Genomic DNA, 18,800 nt, shown 5'->3' on the forward strand with positions numbered 1-18,800 from the left:
GGTCCCGCCGGTCACGCTGACGCAGTGGAAATGCCGACCTACCTCCTCGTCCTCTGGCGCTGCAAGCTCCTCGTCGTCGCGAGCGCCGTCCTCGCGGTGATCGTCGCGACCGCCGTGCACTTCACCGTCACCGACGAGGGGCTCACCCTCCGCGGCGACCGCGAGCACAGCGCCGCCGTGACCGTGCTGCTCGGCGGCGGCCCGAAGAACCCCTACGCGGCGCAGATCCCCGGGGTCGAGCGCATCCCGGGCGTCGAGGACGACCAGTTCAGCGACCTCAGCAACACCGCGGTGATCTACGCCTACCTCGCCAGCGGCGAGGAGGTCCGCGCCGCCGTCGCCGAGCAGGCCGGTCCGCTCGAGGAGGGCGACGGCGTCGGCGCCGTCCGCCGCACCACCCAGCCGCGCGGCGACGAGTCGAACGGCGGCCGCTTCACCCTGCCCTTCCTCTCGGTGATCGGCACCTCGTTCGATCCCGCCCGCGCCGTCGAGCTCTCCCGCGCCGCGACGTCGGCGCTCCTCGACCGGATCGTGCGGGAGCAGGACGCGCAGGGCGTCCCGGAGTCGATCCGCGTCACCCTCACCGTCACCGACGAGGGCGACGCCGTCCCGGGCGCGCTCGGCACGGTCGCGATCCCGATCGCCGGGACCGGACTCGCCGTCTTCCTCCTGGCGCTCCTGGGGATCGTGCTCGGCCACCGGTTCCGCGTGCGGCGCGGTCTCACCGCCCCGCTTCCCCGTCGCGGCGAGCCGGACGAGGACTCCTCCTTCGACGACGAGCTCGAGTCCGCCCTCGCCGCCGAGAGGCAGGACACGGTGTCCCGTCGGTGACTACCTCCGCGCACCTGGGAGGTCAACCCCGTTCGGGAAGGACACCCGCGGACCTAGCGTGGGGACGCACGGTCGAGGCGGAAGCCTTCCGAGCACGATGCACGCGAAAGAGCACCAATGACCCAGATCCCCATTCTTCAGCCCGCACGATGGAGTCGCAACGGAGTCCGGATCGTCGTCGTTCCCGGGGCGGAGCTGCCCCGCTTCCGACTCGAGATCGAACCCGGACGAGCCGTCCTGACCGGGGCCTTCACCGGCCCCTTCGCCACAGTCGAGGAGGCCGAGCGCGCCGCCGAGGCGCTCGCCTCGGCCGCCGACCGCAAGCTGTCCGCCTGACGCCTCAGCCGGCGAGCTCGTCCAACCGACACGTCGGCAGGGCGATCCAGCCCTCGGCCTGCGCGGCCCCCTGGAGCTCGTCCGGCACCGGCACCGTCCGCCCGAGGGCGTGGGCGCGGGCGTTCAGTGCCGCGATCACCGCGTCGAAGGCGTCGTCCGAGCGCGCCATCAGCGCCGCCGCGTCGGCCGGCAGCACGAGCCACGGCGCCGCCCGTCGCAGCGCCTCGACGGCGAGCGCCACCGCCTCGGGTCGCGTCTTGTAGCCGGTGGTGTCGACTCCCCAGAGTCGGAGCGCCGCCGCGGGGTACGCCTCGACCAGCCGACCGCCCCCGGAACGGTCGACGTCCTCGCCCGCCGCCGCGAAGGCGTCCAGCAGCTCGGCGCAGCGCATCGCCGTCATGCCGAGCCGGTCGGTGGACACGCTCAATGGCCACCTCTTCGTCACCTTCTGAACGGCCCGGTCGGTCTCCCGATAGGCGAGCCGCCGCCGCCAGTCCCGCCCGGCGAGCGTCCGCGGCGAGACCTCCCGGCGGGTGTGCGCCGAGACGAACGCGGCGAACTCCAGAGGCCAGCCGAACGCGCAGTCGATGCCGATCGTCGTCGCCTCCCGCGAGGCCGCGACGATGTCGTCGTCGGAGGCACCGAGCACCAGCGAGCGGACGACCGCCCGGCCGCCGCCCCACTCCAGCGCGGCGACCGCCGTCCGCACCGGCTCCGCGGCCAGGTCGACACCGATCGTGAGCATCGGATCAGGTTACCCGCCGGGCGCGCCCCGGCCCCGCGCTCGCTACGCTCGTGCGATGACGCAGCCCTCCCCCGCCCTCGGGACGCGCGCGATCCGGATCCCGGTCGCCCTCCTGCGCCTCGCCGTCGCCCTGACGGTCCTCGCGGCCGTCGTCGGCACCGCCCTCGACACCGCCTCGCGGACGCCGATCGTGCCGGTCAACTTCTTCGGCTACTTCACGATCCAGGGCAACATCCTCCTGGCGATCGTGCTCCTGATCACCGCGGCGGTCGCGCTCGCCGGCCGACCGCAGAGACCGCTGCTGACGCTCGTCCGAGGAGCGGCGACGAGCTGGATCCTCGTGGTCGGCATCGTCTACAACACCCTGCTCATCGGCACGGCGGGTGGAGTGACGCTGCCCTGGGCCAACACGGTGCTGCACGTGGTCTTCCCGATCTACGGACTGCTCGACTGGCTGCTCGTCGCCGACCGGCCGGCCCTGCCCTGGCGCCGCCTCTGGGTCGTCACCGTCTATCCGATCATCTGGCTGATCGTCGTGCTCGTCCGCGGCGCGACCGACGGCTGGGTCCCGTACCCGTTCCTCGACCCCGCGAACGGCTACGGCGCGGTCGCGATCGCGGTGCTGATCGTCGCGGTCGCGTTCGTCCTCTCCGGTGCGCTCGTCTGGGCGCTCAGCCGGGTGCGGCTGATCGGCGATCGGCCCGCCTGACAGGTCAGGGCTCGGCGGGCCCCGTTCTGGGGCCACGCGCGCAGGACCGCCGGTGACCGCGCAGGCCTAACGTCAGGATCGGCGGCCCCCACCGCCGTCCCCCGACCGAGAGCGGTTCCCCTCATGCGCCTCCCCACCTCCCTCCGCCCGCGCCGCACCGGGAGCCGCCGCGTGCGTGCGCTCGCCGTCGGCGCCGTGCTCGCCCTGGCCGCGGCGGTGGTGCCCGCGGGCGCCGCCTCCGCCGCGACCCCGACCCTGTCCGTGCTCAGCCTCGGCGACTCGATCACCCAGGCCTACGGCACCTGCGGCCAGTTCGCGGACTGCCCGCGCAACAACTGGTCCACCGGCACGAACGCGACCGTCAACTCCTTCGCCAGCCGCCTGCGCACCGCGAACCCGGGGACCACGGTGACCACCGCGAACTTCGCGCAGACCGGCGACCTGATCGCCGGCGTCCCCGCGCGGATCGACGCCGCCGTCGCCGCCGGCGTCCGCCCCGACGTCGTCACCCTGCTGATCGGCGGCAACGACCTCTGCTCCGCGAAGAACCCGGTCGCCGCCGACGGCTACACGATGACCACGGCCGCCGCCTTCAGCACCGGAGCGAGCGCCGCGATCACGAAGATCCGCAGCACCTGGCCCGCCGCGAAGATCGTCCTCTCCTCGATGCCGAACGTGGCCGCCGAGTGGGCCGTCGTCAAGGGCGGCTTCGGCTCGGTGATCTGGTCCTCCGGCAACCTCTGCCGCACCACTCGCGGCGTCAGCGCGACCGGCGGTCGCCTCAGCACCACCGCCGCCTCGGCCTCCGCCACCGCTGCGAAGACCCGGACGACGCAGTACAACACCGCCCTGCAGCAGGCGTGCACCGCCGCCGGGACCCTCTGCGACTACGACGGGGGCGCGCTCACCGCGACTCCCGTCACCAAGGCGCTGATCGGCACCACCGACTACTTCCACCCCAGCATCGCGGGCCAGGCGAAGATCGCCTCGGTGCAGTGGTCGGCGTCGAACTTCGGAGCCGCGGGCTAGCGCGGGACGCGGCCGCTCGACGCCTCAGGCGTCCTGCGGCCGCTCGCCCTCGCGGAGCCGGCGCTGCTCCTCGGCGAGCCGCGCGTAGTGCGCCTCCTCGCGCTCGAGGTCGGCGAGCTGCTCCTCGGTGCTCTTCGTCGGCGGCCGCACCACCATGGTCGGCGGCGGCGGCGTCTTCGAGCGACGGGGCCGGCGGGTGCGCCCACCCGGCACGAAGGACGCGCCCTCGCCCTTCTTCCAGTCGTGCCCGAGCAGGAACCAGATCGTCACGCCGATCAGCGGGATGAAGACGATCAGCAGGATCCACACGATCTTGGGCAGATTGCGGACCACGTTGTCCGGCTGACGCACGACATCCACGAGCGCCAGCACCATCAGCACGACGGTCAGCAGCGAGAACAGAAACCCCATGCGTCCGAGGGTACGTCGCCGAACCCCTGAGGATCCTCGCAGTCGCCGTTCCGACGTGCCCGGCGCCGCGGCGGTGCGCCCCGAGACACGCGGTGACCGCGTACCCCGCGCCAGCGGACTCCGAGCAGGGTGCGGTCGCGGCTAGCGTCTCCTCCCGAGCCGAGGGTCGGCATCCGCCGACCGGAGGATCCCCGATCACGGCTGCGGACCCCGGTTCCGCCGCGTCGAGTGGATCCGGGCGCGCCCGGAGGAGTGCGAGTGACCAGCGACGCCCTCCCGACGACGGCGGCCGCAGCGCCCCGGCTCCCCCGGCCCCTCGCCGGCGCACTGCTCGGCAACGCGGTCTTCGGCGGCATCACCGCCGTGGGCGTGCCCGTCGCCCTGAACGCCGCCGGACTCAGCAAGGTGCAGATCGCGGTCTTCTTCGTCGTGAACGCCGCGATCGCGATCAGCTACAACACCCTCCTCGTGCCCCGGATCCGCCGGGCCGGCTACCCGAGGTCCGCCCTGCTCGCGACCTCGCTCGCGGTCCCGGCCGGACTCTTGCTCGTGCGCGCCAGCGGAGGCCACGTCGTCGTGCTCTACCTGGGCGGCGCGCTGATGCTCTTCGTCAGCACCCTCGTGCCCCAGCTCTTCGGCCGCGTCGCCGCTCGGGGCGGCGGTGCAGCTCAGGAGTCGTCGATCGCCCGGCTGCGCGCGGTGCTCATCTCCGGGTACATCCTCGGCCTGATCCTCTACGCCCTGCTCGCGCAGGCGGGTCTCGATCCCCTGCTCGCCGCGGTCGCCGCGGCCGTGCTGACGGCCCTCTGCGCGACCGGCTGCCCGTCGACCCCCGCGGTGGAGCCGGACGCCCGCGTCGCCTCCGCCTCGGCCCGCCCGCGCCTCGTCCTCGTCTTCGTCGCGGCCCTCGCGCTGGTCGCACTGCTGAAGTCGGTCGACACTCTCCGCGCGATCTATCTGCCGCTCTTCGCCGTCTCCTCCGGCGTCCCCGCCGCCCACGTCCCGCCGGTGCTGCTCGCCTCCGCGGTCCTCGAGCTCGCCGCGCTGCCCGCGCTGACCCGGCTCAGCTCGGCCCGCGGCAGCGTGCTCACGCTCGCCGTCGTCGCACTGGCCGGGGTTCTGGCGTTCTCGATCCTGGCGGGCGACCAGTCCTACCCCGCGCTGCTCGTCTCGCAGGCGGTCTACGCGGTCGCCGCTGCCGGCTACCAGAGCATCGGCCTGCTCCTGCTCGAGCGGACCAGCGGCGGCGGTCCGGGCGCGGGTGCCAGCGCCTACATGGCGGTGGTGCAGATCGGCACCGTCCTCGGCGCCCTGCTGCCCCTCGCGGTCACCGGCTACGACCCGCGGATCTTCCTCGTCGCGGTCGGCCTGGCGGCGACCGCCCTGCTGCTCGCTCTCACCCTCCGGCTCGCCGGCCACCGGTTCTGAGCCCCCTCCGCCCTCGCCACCCGCCGCCACCACCTCCGCCCGGTCACCGCCGGTCCGTTCTGCAGGCGATCGGAGCGTTCCGGAGCCCGCCACGCGGCGGAACGCGCTCCCGCCCCGGGATCACCTGCAGAACGCGCGGCCGGCACCTCCCAGCCGCCGCATGACACCATCGACGGATGAGCGCGCCGACCCCCGCCCCCGCGAGACGCCGCTTCCTCACCCCGCGCCGCGTTGCGCTGCTGACCGCACTCACGGCGCTGGTCGTCGGCCTCGCACTCCTCGGGCTGGTCGCCCTGCAGTACTCGACCCTCGCCGCTCAGGGCTTCGACGACGTCTGCCTCGCCGGCGTCGGCCGCGTCCCCGCCGAGGAGGGCTCGCTCGTCGCCGGCTCCTGGTCCTGGTGGCCGCTCGGCGGCACCTGCCGCTGGGAGCTGCTCGACGGCACCGTCGTCGACTCCGCGCCGGACTGGTCGACCACCGCCGTCGCGATCACCGGCGCCGCGCTCGCACTCCTCGGAATGGTGGGCACGGCGCTCGCACTCCTCGTGCGGCGCCGCGCCCGCTGACTCAGCGGTCGAAGAGGCTCCCGAGCCCGCCGAGATCGGGCATCTCGAAGTTCGAGCCGAAGTCCGAGACCTGCTCGCCGAGCCCCGACACGTGCTCGCCGGCGCCGGAGACGAACTCGCCCGCGCCGCCGGTGATGTCGCCGAACTCGCCCAGATCGCCGAACTCGCCGAGCCCGCCGGCCAGGTTCTCGAAGTCCACGCCCATGCCGGCCGCCTGCGCGAGCAGTGGACCGGCGACGCTGCTGAGCACCGCGCCGCCCGCGACCGCCGCGAGCAGTCCGCCCGCGGCGCCCAGGCCAACGCCGGCGACTGCGCCCACGCCGGCACCGGCCAGCGCGCCCTTCGTGCCCGGCTTGGAGAACATCTTCTTGAGGAAGCCGGGGTTGTGCGCCTCGCCTCTGGTCGCCGCGCGGGCGAGATCGTCCGGGGCGGAGGAGCGCGGCTGCTCGTTCGCGGGCAGCTCGTCGCGCAGGCGCCCCTCGACCTGGGCGCGCTGCGCCGGGGTCAGCTTGGCGAACGCGTCGCGGTGCACCTGCTCCAGCTGCTCGGGGTCGGCGGTGCGGAGGAGGTAGTCGTAGCGCGCGATCGCCGCGCGGTCCTGCGGCGCGACGGCGGCGGGCCGGGCGTCCTGCGGGCGGACCGAGGGGTGCGGCGAGCCGTACGCGGGAGTGGGGGTGCGGGTCGCCGAGGGGTTCGAGGCGGCCGTGCTCGAGGAAGCGGCGCGGGAGTCGCCCGTCACCGCGTTCGCCGCCGAGCGGACCATGTCGCGCCAGTCCGTCCCGCCGCCGGTCGCGGGGCGCGAGGAGGAGCTCGACGAGCTCTTCGAGTCGAGCGCCTTCGACGCCATGCTGAGGATGCGCTTGAGAGTGCTCACAGGGGACCTTCCGTCGGGTAACAGGTTCGATAGTGGCGGGCCCTCCTGAGCGAAGCCCGGTGGAACACCCTCCGGAAGCCGAGAGCGCCCGCTCCGACCAGGGGTCGCCCCCGCGCTCCGCTGTCAGCGGACTCGGGTCCTCCGGGGAGGCGCCGCCGGAGGATCGCGGGCAGACTCCTGCCATGGAACTGCTCTTCGTGCACGGCGCCCTGGTCCGCGACGGCGACTGGTGGTGGCACCGCACCGCCGAGCTCCTCCTCGAGCGCACCGGTGTCGCGAGCCGCGCCGTCGCCCTGCCCTCCTGCGGCGAGTCTGCGGCGGACCGCGCCGGCGCCGGCCTGGTCGAGGACGCCGCCGCCCTGCGCGCCGCGCTCGACGACCTCGCCGACGACGAGGCGATCGTCGTCGGCCACTCCTACGGCGGCACCGTCGTCGCCGAGGCCGGCGCGCACGCCGCCGTCGCCCATCTCGTCTACGTCTCCTCCTACCTCCCCGACATCGGCTCGGCGCAGGGCGACATCATGGCCGGAGAGACGGACCCCGTCTCGATCGCCCCCGGCGACGACGGCACGCTCGGCGTCGCCGGCTACGACGCCGCCTCGTTCGGCCGCCGCTTCCTCCAGGACGCCGACGAGAGCACGCAGCGCGCCGCCTGGGAGCGGGTCACCACCCAGTCGATCGCCGCCTTCACCACCCCGACCTCCGTGGCCGGCTGGCAGGGCGTCGACTCCACGTACCTGGTCTGCACCGAGGACCGCAGCACCTCGGTCGGCCTCCAGCGCGTCCACGCCGAGCGCGCCACCCGCTCGATCGACCTGCCGACCGGCCACCATCCCTTCCTCTCCCGGCCCGACCTCGTCGTCGCCGAGCTCGAGGCGATCCCGCGGTCCTAGCCGGCCGGATCCGGACGCCGGGCCGGAAGGACCTCGCCGACCCGCGCTGCTCGACGATCAGACGGTCGTCACCCGTTCGTCACGCGGCCGCCCTCGACCCTCAGCACCTCGTCGCTGAGCATCTCGATGTCGCTGTCGCGATGACTGGTGAACACGATGGTGGTGCCCTTCGCCTTCTCGGCGACGAGGATCTCGCGCAGGCGCTCGACCGATTCCGCGTCGAGGGCGTTGAACGGCTCGTCGAGCAGGAGGACCGCGGGGTGCTCGAGCAGCGCCTGCGCGAGCGAGAGCTTCTGCAGCATGCCCAGCGAGAAGTTCCGCGCCTTCAGCGGCGACGTCGGCGAGAGACCGACCTGCTCGAGGACCTCGTCGATGCGGTCCTCGCCCACCTGCTTGCGGATGGCGGCGAGGTCGGCGAGATTCTGGCGAGCGCTCCTGCCTGCCAGGTAGCCCGGGCCGTTGATCGAGACGCCGAATCGATCGGGATAGTCCCGACCCCGGGAGAGGTACGCCGGATCGATCGCCACGGTGCCGCTCGAGGGTCGCAGCAGACCGCACATCAGGAGCAGCAGCACCGACTTGCCGGCGCCGTTCGGTCCGACGAGCCCGTAGGTCCGCCCGTCCTCGATCCGGAGGGACACGTCCCGCAGGATCTCCTTCCGGCCGAAGCTCTTGCCGACCTCGGCGAGGGTGATCACATCCATCGGGCCACGACCTTTCTTCGTGCAGTGCGGGCGAGGAAGCCGACGCTTCCCAGCGGCAACAGGGCGAGCAGGGACGCCACGAGGACGGCGATCCGCAGAGGGATCCGGTCATCGCCCAGGCCGTCGTCGGCGAGTCCGCCGAGGAGGAACGGGTTGTGAGGGGAGATCGAGCGGGACAGGACGACGGCGACGGCGAAGAGGCACACGGCGACGAACCTCGGCTGAACACTCGAGAGCGAGCAGCGCAGGACGACCCCGACGCTGCCGTACAGGGCCGCGCACACTCCACCCGCGGCGACGGCACCCGCCACCGCGATCCACTCCTGCGAGGGCGGGACGAGTCCCCGGGCCGCGCAGAGGACGCCGGCGAGCACGAGCAGAGCCGCGACCGTCCACGCCGCGAACGAACCGGCCGAGCTCCGGACGACCTCGCGCCGCAGCCGGGCCGCCCGGCTCCCGACTCTGATGAGCTCGTGAAGCTCGCGCTGAGGTGTCGGCGACCCCCGGCCGATCATGCCGGCCAGGAGGAACGGGAGGAAGACGAGTAGGTACTGCATCGACTCCGCGATCGATCCGAGCGGACTCGGCACCAGGAGACCGGCGACCTCGAGCAGGTCCCGGCCGGCGGACGCCTGGAGGAAGGAGAAGAGGACGAGCAGCGCCGAGACCGACAGGAGAGCGGAGACGGCGACCCGGTCCGCACGGCTCGAGGCCCGCGCGGCGAATCTCACCAGCAGTCCGACGCCGAGGAGGACGATCATCGGCCTCGATGCCGTCCCGACAAGGGAGGTCCTCTCCAGTCCGACCGCCACGTCGAGGAAGGCGGCCGCGCTGAGGGGCGCACTCGGCGGAACGACAGCGAGCACCGAGAGGACGACCCAGAGGAAGAGCCCGCCGACCGACGCCCAGGCAGCGGCGGCCCTGCCGGAGAGCAGGCGGACGGACACCACGACAGCGGCCATCGCGCAGAGCGACGCTCCGAGGAGGCCGACCTGCGCGATCATGGCAGCGACCGGGGCGAAGCCGTGCGCTCGGAAGACGGCGGCGACGCTCTCCGGAGGCGCGAACGACGTCGGCTGCAGACCCGCACCGCAGACGAGGCAGACGGCGAGGGCAGCCGCCGCCGCCTTCGCGTACAGCGTCGCCAGTCCCGAGAGGGTCCCGCCCCAGGCTCGGAGGAGCGACCCGTGGCGGAGCAGCGCTCCGGGCGAGGCGGTCCGGGTCGCCCGCAGCGCCGACAGAACCAGCCACAGCGGAACGACGACGAATCCGAGGTAGTAGGGATCGGCGGCCGCCGTCAGGAGCAGGTCCCAGACACCCGGCGACCGGCCGGTCGCCGTCTCCTCGAAGAAGCGCGCGTAGAGGGCGTACGACCCTGTGAGACCGAGGAAGACCAGTGCGGTGAGTCTCTGCGCCGTCACAGGAGGTGCCTGCTCTCGCTCGGCCGCCGCAGGATGAACACCCAGAGCGCGGCCGCCCCGAGTGCGGTGAGGATCGTCGGCGACGCTGCGATCGGCCACGGGGACTGCTGGAGACCCGCGGGGAAGACGGAGAACATCGGCGTCAGGGCCGGCCGATGGAGAACGGAGAGGACGACGGTCATCCCGAGATACAGCGCGAAGGGCAGGAGCAGGGCGACGGCCCTGTTCGGGACGAGGACCAGACTCGCCGACGTGAGCACCGAGTAGACCGCCGCCGCGAAAGCGAACCAGAGCGACATCAGCAGCCCGAAGACCAGAACGCTCCCCCCGCTGAGATCGGCGAAAGTCGTGCGCTGCTCGAACGGAGTGACGTTCGAATACACCGAAGCATCGACCCCTGGGTGTCCGAGGAGGGGCCAAGCGACTGAGGCGATGAGGGTCGCTGCGAGACCGTAGAGGAAGAAGACGACCGAGGACAGAAGCCCCGCAGCGACGAATTTGCTCGATATGAGGGTGGCGTAGGACAGTCGCTGCCGTTCGTTGACGACACCTCTCCTCGCGACGTCTCTCGCCAACGGCAGCGAACCCACAAGGGTGACGAGCAACGGAAAGACGACCGTCATCGGCGAGCCGAGAAGTGAACTCAGAACATCACCGTCGTCACGGAAGACGGAGCGCGCGTCGGCGAAGATCCTCTGGACGATCACCGCCAGCACCACGCTTCCTGCGACGCACAGCGTGACGTGCCATCGCCGTCTGACGAGCTCTCGCTGTACCTGCCCGAGCAGACTGCGAGCGGATCGCCCTCCCCGAGACGTCACTGATGATTCCTTCCGCTCCGCGCCGCGCCGAATCCTGTTGAGACGAGTCGGCAGCTCTCGCATGCCGGGTGCTAGTTGCTGCGCCAGGCTCCCTGAACCTGGACCTGCACGAAGTTGTAGCTTCCGACATGCAGTTGCAGCCTGACCTCGGCGCCCGCGGGAAAACCGTTGGGCAGGTTCGCGTCGTCTCGATCGCGGAGACCCCGCACCTTGTCAGTGCAGACGAGAAGAAGGCTCTGACACAGTTCGACGTCGACGGAGTAGTCGTCACCGACGGTTCCGACGTTCACATGGCCGGCAAGATTCGACACCTCTTTGGTCTGGCTGTTCGTCCACCCGGCGATCTGGAAGCGGGGAAGAGTCTCGTTGAAGGCGATGTTCTTCGTTCCGGCATACGCGGTACCGGTCGCTCCGAAAATCAGCGCGGCCACGAGACCGCCGGTCGCCAGTGCTTTCGTCGATCTCTTCATGTCGGTGACTCCGTCTGTGAAGGGTCCATCTCCGTCGTGAACGCCATACACGTATTGAAGTCGAAGGCGGGTGATGCGGACAAGCGATCCCACTGTTCTGGCGCGAGATCGTGCGCGTGACGGAGGTTCTCCGCACCGAGCCGACCGGAAGGCCCGTCCCAGACCTTCGAAAGACGCAGGCGCTCGGCGCACCGGAATCCACCCCGCCGAGCGAGCCGCCCGTACACTCGCGAGCATGCCCTCCGCGAGCTCTCTCGAGCACCCGATCGGAGCCGTCTGAATGCCCGACATCGAGCTCGTCAGCGCCGACGGCTCCGTCCGCGCCTCGATCAACTCCGTCGCCGCGAGCATCCGGACCCTCGCGGTGCGCGGCCGCGCCCTCGTCGAGCCCTACGACGGCGACCAGCCGCCCGGAGCCGCGGGCGCGGTGCTCGTCCCCTGGCCGAACCGGGTCCGCGACGGCCGCTGGCTCCTCGACGGCGCCGTCCAGCAGCTCGCGATCACCGACCCGGCGACTCGCTCGGCCAACCACGGCCTCCTCGCGACGACCCGCTACCGCGTCGGCGAGAGCACCGCCGACAGCCTCGTCCTGCACGCCCGCCTCGACTCCCCGCCCGGCTACCCCTTCACCCTCGCCACCAGCGTCCGCTACCGGCTGCGCCCCGTTGGGATCGACGCCCGCCACGTCCTCGTCAACGAGTCGAGCAGGAGCGCCCCGGTCGCGCTCGGCGTCCACCCCTACCTCCGCGCCGGCGACGCGCAGCAGTCGACGATCCGCCTCCCCGCCCGCGAGCGCCTCGTCCTCGACGAGCGCCACCTGCCCACCGGCGAGCGCCGCCCGGTCGCGGGCACGCCCTTCGACCTCCGCGCCGGCGTCCCGGAGCGCGACGCACCCTGGCATGCGAGCTTCACCGCTCTCGACCGCGACCCCGACGGCACGGTCCGCGCCGACCTCAGCGCCCCGGGCCACGGCCGCACCGCGCTCTGGGCCGACGCGTCCTTCACCGCCCTGCAGCTCTACATCGACCGCGACCGGCGTCCACCCGCGATCGCGATCGAGCCGATGACCGCCCCGCCCGACGCCCTGAACTCGGGCGAGGGCCTCCGCTGGCTGGAGCCGGGCGAGCGCGCCGAGTTCCGCTGGGGCATCGACTCGGACTGAGCAGGTTCGTTCAGGCCTGCGCGCGCAACACGCGGTGGAGCGGTCAGCGAGAAGAGGCGTCGCCCGCGAATCGTCCAGGGGACCCGGCCGATCGCCCATTCCTCCGCCCTCGCCGCGCTCTCTACCCTCGTCCCATGGCAGTCATCGCAGAAGCCTCGCAGCTCATCGCGCCCCCGCCGGCGGCGGCCGACCTCCTCGCGCAGGGCGCGGCAGCCGTCTGGGAGACGACGATCACCCTCCCGACCTACACCCCCGAGGAGCCGGTGCAGCTGCCGATGTTCCTCGACCGCCGCGTCTACCAGGGCTCGAGCGGGCGGGTGTATCCGCTGCCCTTCATCGACCGGATCGCCTCCGAGGCCGTCGACCAGGAGTGGCGCGTCGTCGTCCTCGAGAACGAGTTCGTCCAGGTCGTCGTCCTGCCCGAGCTCGGCGGCCGGATCTACTCCGGCTACGACAAGACCACCGGCTACGACTTCTTCTACCGCAACACCGTCATCAAGCCGGCGCTGGTCGGCCTCGCGGGTCCGTGGATCAGCGGCGGCGTCGAGTTCAACTGGCCGCAGCACCACCGGCCCGGCACCTACCTGCCCACCGCCTGGAGCCTCGAGCGCGCCGAGGACGGCTCGGTCGTCGTCTGGTGCAGCGACCACGACCCGTTCAGCCGGATGAAGGGCCTGCACGGCGTGCGCCTGCGCCCACAGTCCAGCCTCGTCGAGCTCGACGTCCGCCTGCACAACCGCACCAGCGAGCGGCACACCTTCCTCTGGTGGGCGAACGTCGCGGCGCGGGTGCACGACGACTACCAGTCGTTCTTCCCGCGCGACGTCCGCTACGTCGCCGACCACGCCCGCCGCGCCATCACCGCCTTCCCGGCCGCCGACCGCCCCTACTACGGCGTCGACTACCCGGCCCTCGCGGCCGAGCGCGGTGACGGATCGACGAAGGACGGCCCGCCCGCCGACCGGATCGACTGGTACCGCAACATCCCGGTCCCCACCTCCTACATGGTCGTCCGCACCGACGACTCCTTCTTCGGCGGCTACGACCACCGCGCCGGAGCGGGCTTCGTGCACTGGGCCGACCGCCGCTTCGCCCCCGGCAAGAAGCAGTGGACCTGGGGCGACGCGCCGTTCGGGCACGCCTGGGACGCGCAGCTCACCGACGCCGACGGCCCCTACGTCGAGCTGATGGCCGGCGTCTACACCGACAACCAGCCCGACTTCTCCTGGCTCATGCCCGGCGAGACCAAGACCTTCTCGCAGTACTGGTACCCGATCAGCGGCATCGGAGTGGCGCACCAGGCGACACGCGACGCGGCGGTGCACCTCGACGTCGAGGCCGGGAGCGTCCACGTGGGTGTCGCGACGACCCGCCGCATCCCCGGAGCGACCGTGACGCTGCGCGCCGACGGCACCGTCCTGCACGAGTGGACCGTCGACCTCGAGCCCGGGCAGCCGCTGCTCGCCGACCTGCCGACCACCCGCACCGGCCCGGAGGGACTCGGCGTCACCGTCGTCGCCCAGGGCTCGACCGTCCTCGCCTACGAGGTGCCGACGGAGTTCGACGACACCGAGCCCGAGGTCGCGACGGAGCCGCTGCCACCCGCCGAGACCGCCTCCGTCGACGAGCTCTACCTCGTCGGCGTCCACCTCGCGCAGTACCGGCACCCGACCCGCTCGCCGCTGCCCTACTGGGAGGAGGCGCTGCGCCGCGATCCCGGCGACGCGCGAGTGCACCTCGCCCTCGCCGACCACGCCTACCGCCGCGGCGAGTACGCCGACGCCCTCGCGCACGCCGATGCCGCGATCCGCCGCTTCACCGCCCGCAACGGCAACCCCGCCGACACCGAGGCCTTCTATCTGCGCGGGCTGATCCTGCGCCGCCTCGACCGCACGACCGAGGCCGCCGCCGCGTTCGGCAAGGCCGCCTGGGACGGGAAGTGGGCGCACGCCGCCCTGTTCGAGAGCGCGAGGCTCTCCGCTGCCGCCGGCGACCACGCCGCGGCGCTGGAGGACCTCGCCACCTCGCTGCGCCTGGACACCGACGACCTCCGCACCCGTGCCCTGCGCGCGGTCTGCCTCCGCGCGCTCGGCCGCGTCGACGAGGCCGAGCGGTCCCTCCACGAGACCCTGCGCCTGGATCCGCTCGACCAGCTCGCCCGCACCCTCACCGGCACCGACCCCGCCGACGCGCACGAGAGCATCGACGTCGCGCTCGACCTCGCCTCGTTCGGTGAGACCGGCGAGGCCCGCCGACTGCTCCGCGCCGTCGCCGGCGGGAACGCCGGCACCTCGGGAGCGGGCAACGCCGCGCCGATCGCCGCGTACCTCCTGGCCCGGCTCGGCGAGACCATCGACACCAGCGCGCTCGATCTCACCCGCGCCTTCCCCGCCGGCCTCGACGCGCACGACGCGCTGACCGCCGCGGTCGCGGCGGACCCCGCCGACAGCACCGCGCGGTCACTGCTCGGCATGCTCCTCTACGACGCCGGCCGCCGCGCCGAGGCCGCCGAGCACTGGCGCCGCGCGATCGCGGACGGCGGCGCCGACGCCGTGACCCACCGCAACGCGGGCCTCGCCGCCTACAACGACGAGGCCGACGACGCCGCCGCCTGGGCGCACTACCTCCGCGCCCGCGAGCTCGCCCCGCACGACGCCCGCCTGCTCTACGAGCTCGACCAGCTCGCCGACCGCCTGGGCCACTCCGCCGCCGACCGCCTGGAGCGCCTCGAGGACGAGCACGAGCTCACGCTCTCCCGCGACGACCTGACCGTCGAGTACGCCGGTCTGCTGATCGCCGCGGGCCGCGCGCAGGAGGCGCTGTCGCTCCTCGAGTCGCGCCGCTTCCAGCCGTGGGAGGGCGGCGAGGGCCGCACCCTCGCGGCCTGGGACGCGGCCCGCGCCGCGCTCGGCCTCGAGCCGGCGACGCCGCCGTCGACGCTCGGCGAGGCGCGTCCCCGCTTCGACGCCCCGCAGGCGACGCTCGAGGACGGCTCCACCGACTACTTCGCCACGAGCCTGCCCGCGCTGCTGCTCTTCCACCGCGACTGAGCGGAGCGTCACGCGCCGCGCGCACCACACGCACGAAGGAGGGCCGGCTGCGAACAGCCGGCCCTCTCCTCGTGCCTTCCCCTACTTGCTCGAGCCCACCATCAGCCCCGAGACGAACTGCTTCTGGAACGCGAAGAACACGATCGCGGTCGGGATCGCCGCGACCACCGCCCCCGAGGCGACCACGTTCCACTGGCTGACGTAGCCGCCCTGGATGTTGAGCAGCGCCGCCGTGATCGGGAAGTTCGTCTCGGTCCGCAGCACAGTGACCGCCCAGATCAGGTCGTTCCAGATCCAGGTCGTCGCGAGAGCGCCGAGCGCCGCGAGCGACGGCCGGCACAGCGGCAGCAGGATCCGCCAGTAGGTGCGGAGGACCCCCGCGCCGTCGACCTGCGCCGCCTCGAAGATCTCGGCCGGGATCGACCGCATGAAGCCGTGCAGCACGAAGGTATAGAAGCCGAGCCCGAAGCCGACCTGCACCACGATCAGCGCGAAGAGCGTGTCGTAGATGCCCAGGCTCTCGGTGATCCGCGAGACCGGGATCAGCAGGATCTGCGGGGGCAGCAGGTTGCCCGCCAGCATCAGCAGCAGGATCCCCCGGCGGAACGGGATGTGGAACCGGCTGAGCGCGAACGCCGCCCAGGAGGCGAGCAGCAGCGAGAGGAACACGGTGAAGACCGTGACGATCAGGCTGTTCACCAGCGCCTCGCCGACCAGCCCGGCCGTGAACACCGTGACGAAGCCGTCGAAGCTGAAGCTCGCCGGCAGGGCGCCGAGCCCGTTGCCGGTGATGTCGTCGAAGCTGCGGACGGCCACGAAGAGCACGAACAGCATCGGCAGCACCCAGAGCAGCGCGACAGGCGCCATGATCGCGTGGAAGATCCACGAGCCCTTCACCCTGCGGCGCGGGAGGGTCGGTGTGGCGAGACCGGGCGCGACCGGAGCGATGACGGCCATCTCAGTCCTCCTCCTTCGTGGCGCGCACGAGGTAGCTGATGATGAAGACGATCGCGAGCAGGAAGATGACGACCGCGATCGCCGAGCCGTAGCCGAGGTTCAGCACGGTGAAGCTCTCCTGGAACATGTAGGTCGAGAGCAGCTGCGTCGAGTTGTACGGCCCGCCGCGGGTCATCGCCCAGACGATGTCGAAGGTGCGCAGCGAGTCGATCACGGTGACCGCGAAGACCACGCCGTTCACGCCCTTCAACTGCGGCATCACGATCCGCCAGAAGCGCTGCGTCCGCGAGGCGCCGTCGACCTGGGCGGCCTCCTCGAGGCTCGGGTCCACGCCCTTCAGCCCGGCCAGGTAGAGCACCATGATGTAGCCGCACTGCCGCCAGACCGCCGCGACCAGCACCGCGTGGAGCGCGAGCGTCGGGTCCGCGAGCCACTGCCGCTCGAGGTCGCCCAGGCCGATCCCGCCGAGGAAGCTGTTGACCACGCCGTCCGGCTGGTAGATCACCCGCCAGAAGAGGCCGGTCACCGCGAGCGAGAAGACCATCGGCAAGTAGATCGCGCTGCGGTAGATGCCGACCCCGCGCCGCGGCTTGTTCAGCGCGACGGCGAGCGCCAGCCCGATCGCCACGGAGAGCCCGCCGAAGCCGACCACCCAGATGACGTTGTTGACCAGCGCGGTCGCGAAGATCGGGTCGGAGCCGAGGTCGGTGAAGTTCTCCAGGCCGATGAACTCCGGCTCGCCGATCCCGTTCCACCGGGTGAGCGAGAGGTAGAAGGAGTTGATCGCCGGCCAGAACACCCAGGCCAGCTCGACCGCGAGCGGGATGAGCAGGAAGAGCCAGACCACCGCGGGCACCCGGGTGATCCGGCGCCCCTTCCCGGACCGGACCAGCGGGCGGGCCGGCGGCTCCGGCTGCGTCTCCGGCGAAGGGGCGGGCGGCCGCTCCACGGCGGCCGCCCTGGTCGTCCCGGTCACGGGTTGAAGACCTTGTCGGCCGCCGTCTGCCACTCCTTCAGAATGCTGTCGACCTCACCGGGCTGGGCGATGAACTTGGTGAGCGCCGCGTCGGCCGTGGTCTGCAGGTCGTCGGAGGAGTCGCGGTTGAAGAACTGGGTGATCTGCTCGGTGCCGGCCAGCAGCGCGACGCCCTTCTGCACCAGCGGCGAGAACACCGAGGTGTCGACGTCGGGCGAGGTCGGCAGGTTCGACGACTGCGAGGCCTCGATGTAGGCGGACTGGCTCTCGGCCCCGGCGAGGTAGGAGAGGAACGCCTTGGTGGCGTCCGCGTCCTTGGTCTTCGCGCTGGCGAAGTAGCCGTCGGTCGGCGCCTCCTCCGCGGTCGGGATGCTCGCGTCGATCACCGGGACGGAGAAGAAGTCGAGGTCGTCGCCCTCGCCCTCCGGCATGTTCTGGCTGATGAACGCGCCGACGAGGTACATCGCGTTCTTCTTCTGCACCAGCGGCGTGACCGCGTCCTGCCAGGCGTAGGAGGGGGCGTTCGGATCCATGAACGGCACGATGTCGGCGTAGTACTTCATGACGTTCTTGACCTCGGTCGAGTCGAACGACGACTTCCCGGCCAGGAGCTCCTTGTGGTAATCCGCGCCGTTCACGCGGAGGTTGAGGATGTCGAACCAGCCGGACGCCATCCACGGCGTGGAGCCGATGCCGTTGGAGAGCGGCACGATCCCCTGGCCCTGCAGCGTCTCGCAGAGGGCCATGAACTCGTCCCAGGTGGTGGGCACCTCCACGCCCCACTCCTCGAAGGCCGACTTGCGGTAGAAGACGCCCCACCAGTAGTAGTTCGTCGGCAGGAAGATCTGCTTGCCGCTCGCGTCGGTCGAGAGGTCCTTGAGCGCGGCGGAGTAGCCGGCCGCGGCGCCGTCGCCGGTCCAGAGGTCGGAGAGGTCGAGCAACAGGTCCTGCGCGGCGTAGTCGCGGGCGACGGAGCCGGCGTACCAGGTGAGCACGTCCGGCGGATTGCCCGAGGTGAGATAGGTGGAGAGCTGCGCACGGAACTGCTCGATCGCCACCGTGTTGAGGGTGACGGAGCCGCTCGAGTAGCTCTTCACGAGTGCCTCGAGGGCCGCCTTCGGGGCCGGGTCGGAGAGGGAGGACTGCAGGACGATCCCGCCGCCGCCCGCGCCGCCGCCACCCCCGCCGCCGCCCATGCAGCCGGTGAGGAGCGCGGTGCTGCCGAGCGCGGTCGCGCCGTACAGGAAGCCTCGTCGGGTGAGGTTCGGGAATCGCTGTTCGTTGGTCATGGTGTCCTCCTTGACTCCGTGAAACCGGGGGCCGTGCTGTGCTGTGGTGCCGGTCGTGCTGCGGTGCTGGTGGTGCCGTCGTGCTGGTCGTGGGTCGTGCCGGTGGCGGATCGTGCCGGTGGTGGATC

19 protein-coding genes are annotated in these 18,800 nt (G+C 72.1%); 9 read left to right on the forward strand and 10 right to left on the reverse strand.

Annotated features, from left to right (window positions below):
* Nucleotides 1–24: 24 nt before the first annotated feature.
* On the forward strand, nt 25–831 hold the full coding sequence (locus EDF35_RS01215) for a hypothetical protein (RefSeq protein WP_133960519.1): 807 nt from the start codon (nt 25–27) through the stop codon (nt 829–831).
* Between the two features lie 117 nt (nt 832–948).
* On the forward strand, nt 949–1,167 hold the full coding sequence (locus EDF35_RS01220; RefSeq protein ID WP_123702425.1) for a hypothetical protein: 219 nt from the start codon (nt 949–951) through the stop codon (nt 1,165–1,167).
* A gap of 4 nt (nt 1,168–1,171) precedes the next feature.
* Here the strand turns inward: EDF35_RS01220 and EDF35_RS01225 are convergent, their stop codons facing one another.
* Nucleotides 1,172–1,912 carry a DUF429 domain-containing protein gene (locus tag EDF35_RS01225; protein ID WP_133960520.1) on the reverse strand — a complete coding sequence of 247 codons (741 nt, stop codon included), beginning with the start codon at nt 1,910–1,912 and terminating at the stop codon, nt 1,172–1,174.
* 55 nt (nt 1,913–1,967) lie between these two features.
* On the opposite strand from EDF35_RS01225, the gene EDF35_RS01230 reads away from it, so the two are divergent.
* Nucleotides 1,968–2,621: a Pr6Pr family membrane protein gene (locus tag EDF35_RS01230; protein ID WP_133960521.1), complete on the forward strand. Its 654-nt coding sequence runs from the start codon at nt 1,968–1,970 to the stop codon at nt 2,619–2,621.
* 123 nt (nt 2,622–2,744) lie between these two features.
* Nucleotides 2,745–3,650 (forward strand): GDSL-type esterase/lipase family protein, encoded by a 906-nt coding sequence (locus tag EDF35_RS01235; RefSeq protein WP_123733831.1) that lies wholly within the window; start codon nt 2,745–2,747, stop codon nt 3,648–3,650.
* A gap of 24 nt (nt 3,651–3,674) precedes the next feature.
* Here the strand turns inward: EDF35_RS01235 and EDF35_RS01240 are convergent, their stop codons facing one another.
* Nucleotides 3,675–4,061 (reverse strand): PLD nuclease N-terminal domain-containing protein, encoded by a 387-nt coding sequence (locus EDF35_RS01240; RefSeq protein WP_123445203.1) that lies wholly within the window; start codon nt 4,059–4,061, stop codon nt 3,675–3,677.
* Between the two features lie 258 nt (nt 4,062–4,319).
* On the opposite strand from EDF35_RS01240, the gene EDF35_RS01245 reads away from it, so the two are divergent.
* A complete protein-coding gene (locus EDF35_RS01245) occupies nt 4,320–5,489 on the forward strand; it encodes a hypothetical protein (protein ID WP_133960522.1) in 1,170 nt (389 codons plus the stop codon).
* Between the two features lie 176 nt (nt 5,490–5,665).
* Nucleotides 5,666–6,055: a hypothetical protein gene (locus EDF35_RS01250; protein ID WP_133960523.1), complete on the forward strand. Its 390-nt coding sequence runs from the start codon at nt 5,666–5,668 to the stop codon at nt 6,053–6,055.
* 1 nt (nt 6,056) lies between these two features.
* Here EDF35_RS01250 and EDF35_RS01255 read toward each other — a convergent pair whose 3' ends face one another.
* Entirely contained in the window at nt 6,057–6,929 is an 873-nt protein-coding gene (locus tag EDF35_RS01255; RefSeq protein ID WP_133960524.1) for a cation-transporting ATPase, read from the reverse strand.
* Nucleotides 6,930–7,111: 182 nt separating this feature from the next.
* Here EDF35_RS01255 and EDF35_RS01260 point away from each other — a divergent pair, with 182 nt between their 5' ends.
* Complete coding sequence (locus EDF35_RS01260; RefSeq protein ID WP_133960525.1) at nt 7,112–7,822, forward strand: alpha/beta hydrolase; 711 nt, start codon at nt 7,112–7,114, stop codon at nt 7,820–7,822.
* Between the two features lie 68 nt (nt 7,823–7,890).
* On the opposite strand, the gene EDF35_RS01265 is transcribed toward EDF35_RS01260, so the two are convergent.
* The 4 genes from EDF35_RS01265 to EDF35_RS01280 form a co-directional block, all read right to left on the reverse strand.
* The gene (locus tag EDF35_RS01265; protein WP_133960526.1) at nt 7,891–8,526 is read right to left on the reverse strand and encodes an ATP-binding cassette domain-containing protein; all 636 of its coding nucleotides are present in this window, start codon (nt 8,524–8,526) and stop codon (nt 7,891–7,893) included.
* Nucleotides 8,517–9,947, reverse strand: coding sequence for a hypothetical protein (locus EDF35_RS01270; RefSeq protein ID WP_133960527.1), 1,431 nt, complete (start codon nt 9,945–9,947; stop codon nt 8,517–8,519). Before EDF35_RS01270 ends, EDF35_RS01265 begins: the two co-directional genes overlap by 10 nt.
* Nucleotides 9,944–10,663: a hypothetical protein gene (locus EDF35_RS01275; RefSeq protein WP_123702406.1), complete on the reverse strand. Its 720-nt coding sequence runs from the start codon at nt 10,661–10,663 to the stop codon at nt 9,944–9,946. The genes EDF35_RS01270 and EDF35_RS01275 overlap by 4 nt, the downstream gene beginning before the upstream one ends.
* A 176-nt stretch (nt 10,664–10,839) precedes the next feature.
* Complete coding sequence (locus EDF35_RS01280) at nt 10,840–11,238, reverse strand: hypothetical protein (RefSeq protein WP_123733824.1); 399 nt, start codon at nt 11,236–11,238, stop codon at nt 10,840–10,842.
* Nucleotides 11,239–11,518: 280 nt separating this feature from the next.
* On the opposite strand from EDF35_RS01280, the gene EDF35_RS01285 reads away from it, so the two are divergent.
* Nucleotides 11,519–12,400, forward strand: a complete 882-nt coding sequence (locus EDF35_RS01285; RefSeq protein WP_133960529.1) for a galactose mutarotase — start codon at nt 11,519–11,521, stop codon at nt 12,398–12,400.
* Nucleotides 12,401–12,534: 134 nt separating this feature from the next.
* Entirely contained in the window at nt 12,535–15,450 is a 2,916-nt protein-coding gene (locus EDF35_RS01290; protein ID WP_133960530.1) for a DUF5107 domain-containing protein, read from the forward strand.
* Between the two features lie 81 nt (nt 15,451–15,531).
* Here the strand turns inward: EDF35_RS01290 and EDF35_RS01295 are convergent, their stop codons facing one another.
* The 3 genes from EDF35_RS01295 to EDF35_RS01305 are packed head-to-tail and all read right to left on the reverse strand — an operon-like array spanning nt 15,532 to nt 18,672.
* Nucleotides 15,532–16,407, reverse strand: a complete 876-nt coding sequence (locus tag EDF35_RS01295; RefSeq protein ID WP_208322996.1) for a carbohydrate ABC transporter permease — start codon at nt 16,405–16,407, stop codon at nt 15,532–15,534.
* Nucleotide 16,408: 1 nt separating this feature from the next.
* Entirely contained in the window at nt 16,409–17,383 is a 975-nt protein-coding gene (locus EDF35_RS01300) for a sugar ABC transporter permease (RefSeq protein ID WP_243839806.1), read from the reverse strand.
* The gene (locus EDF35_RS01305; RefSeq protein WP_123733821.1) at nt 17,380–18,672 is read right to left on the reverse strand and encodes an ABC transporter substrate-binding protein; all 1,293 of its coding nucleotides are present in this window, start codon (nt 18,670–18,672) and stop codon (nt 17,380–17,382) included. Before EDF35_RS01305 ends, EDF35_RS01300 begins: the two co-directional genes overlap by 4 nt.
* Between the last annotated feature and the right edge of the window lie 128 nt (nt 18,673–18,800).

The sequence above is a fragment of the Rathayibacter sp. PhB151 genome, from assembly GCF_004366415.1.
GTDB lineage: Bacteria > Actinomycetota > Actinomycetes > Actinomycetales > Microbacteriaceae > Rathayibacter > Rathayibacter festucae.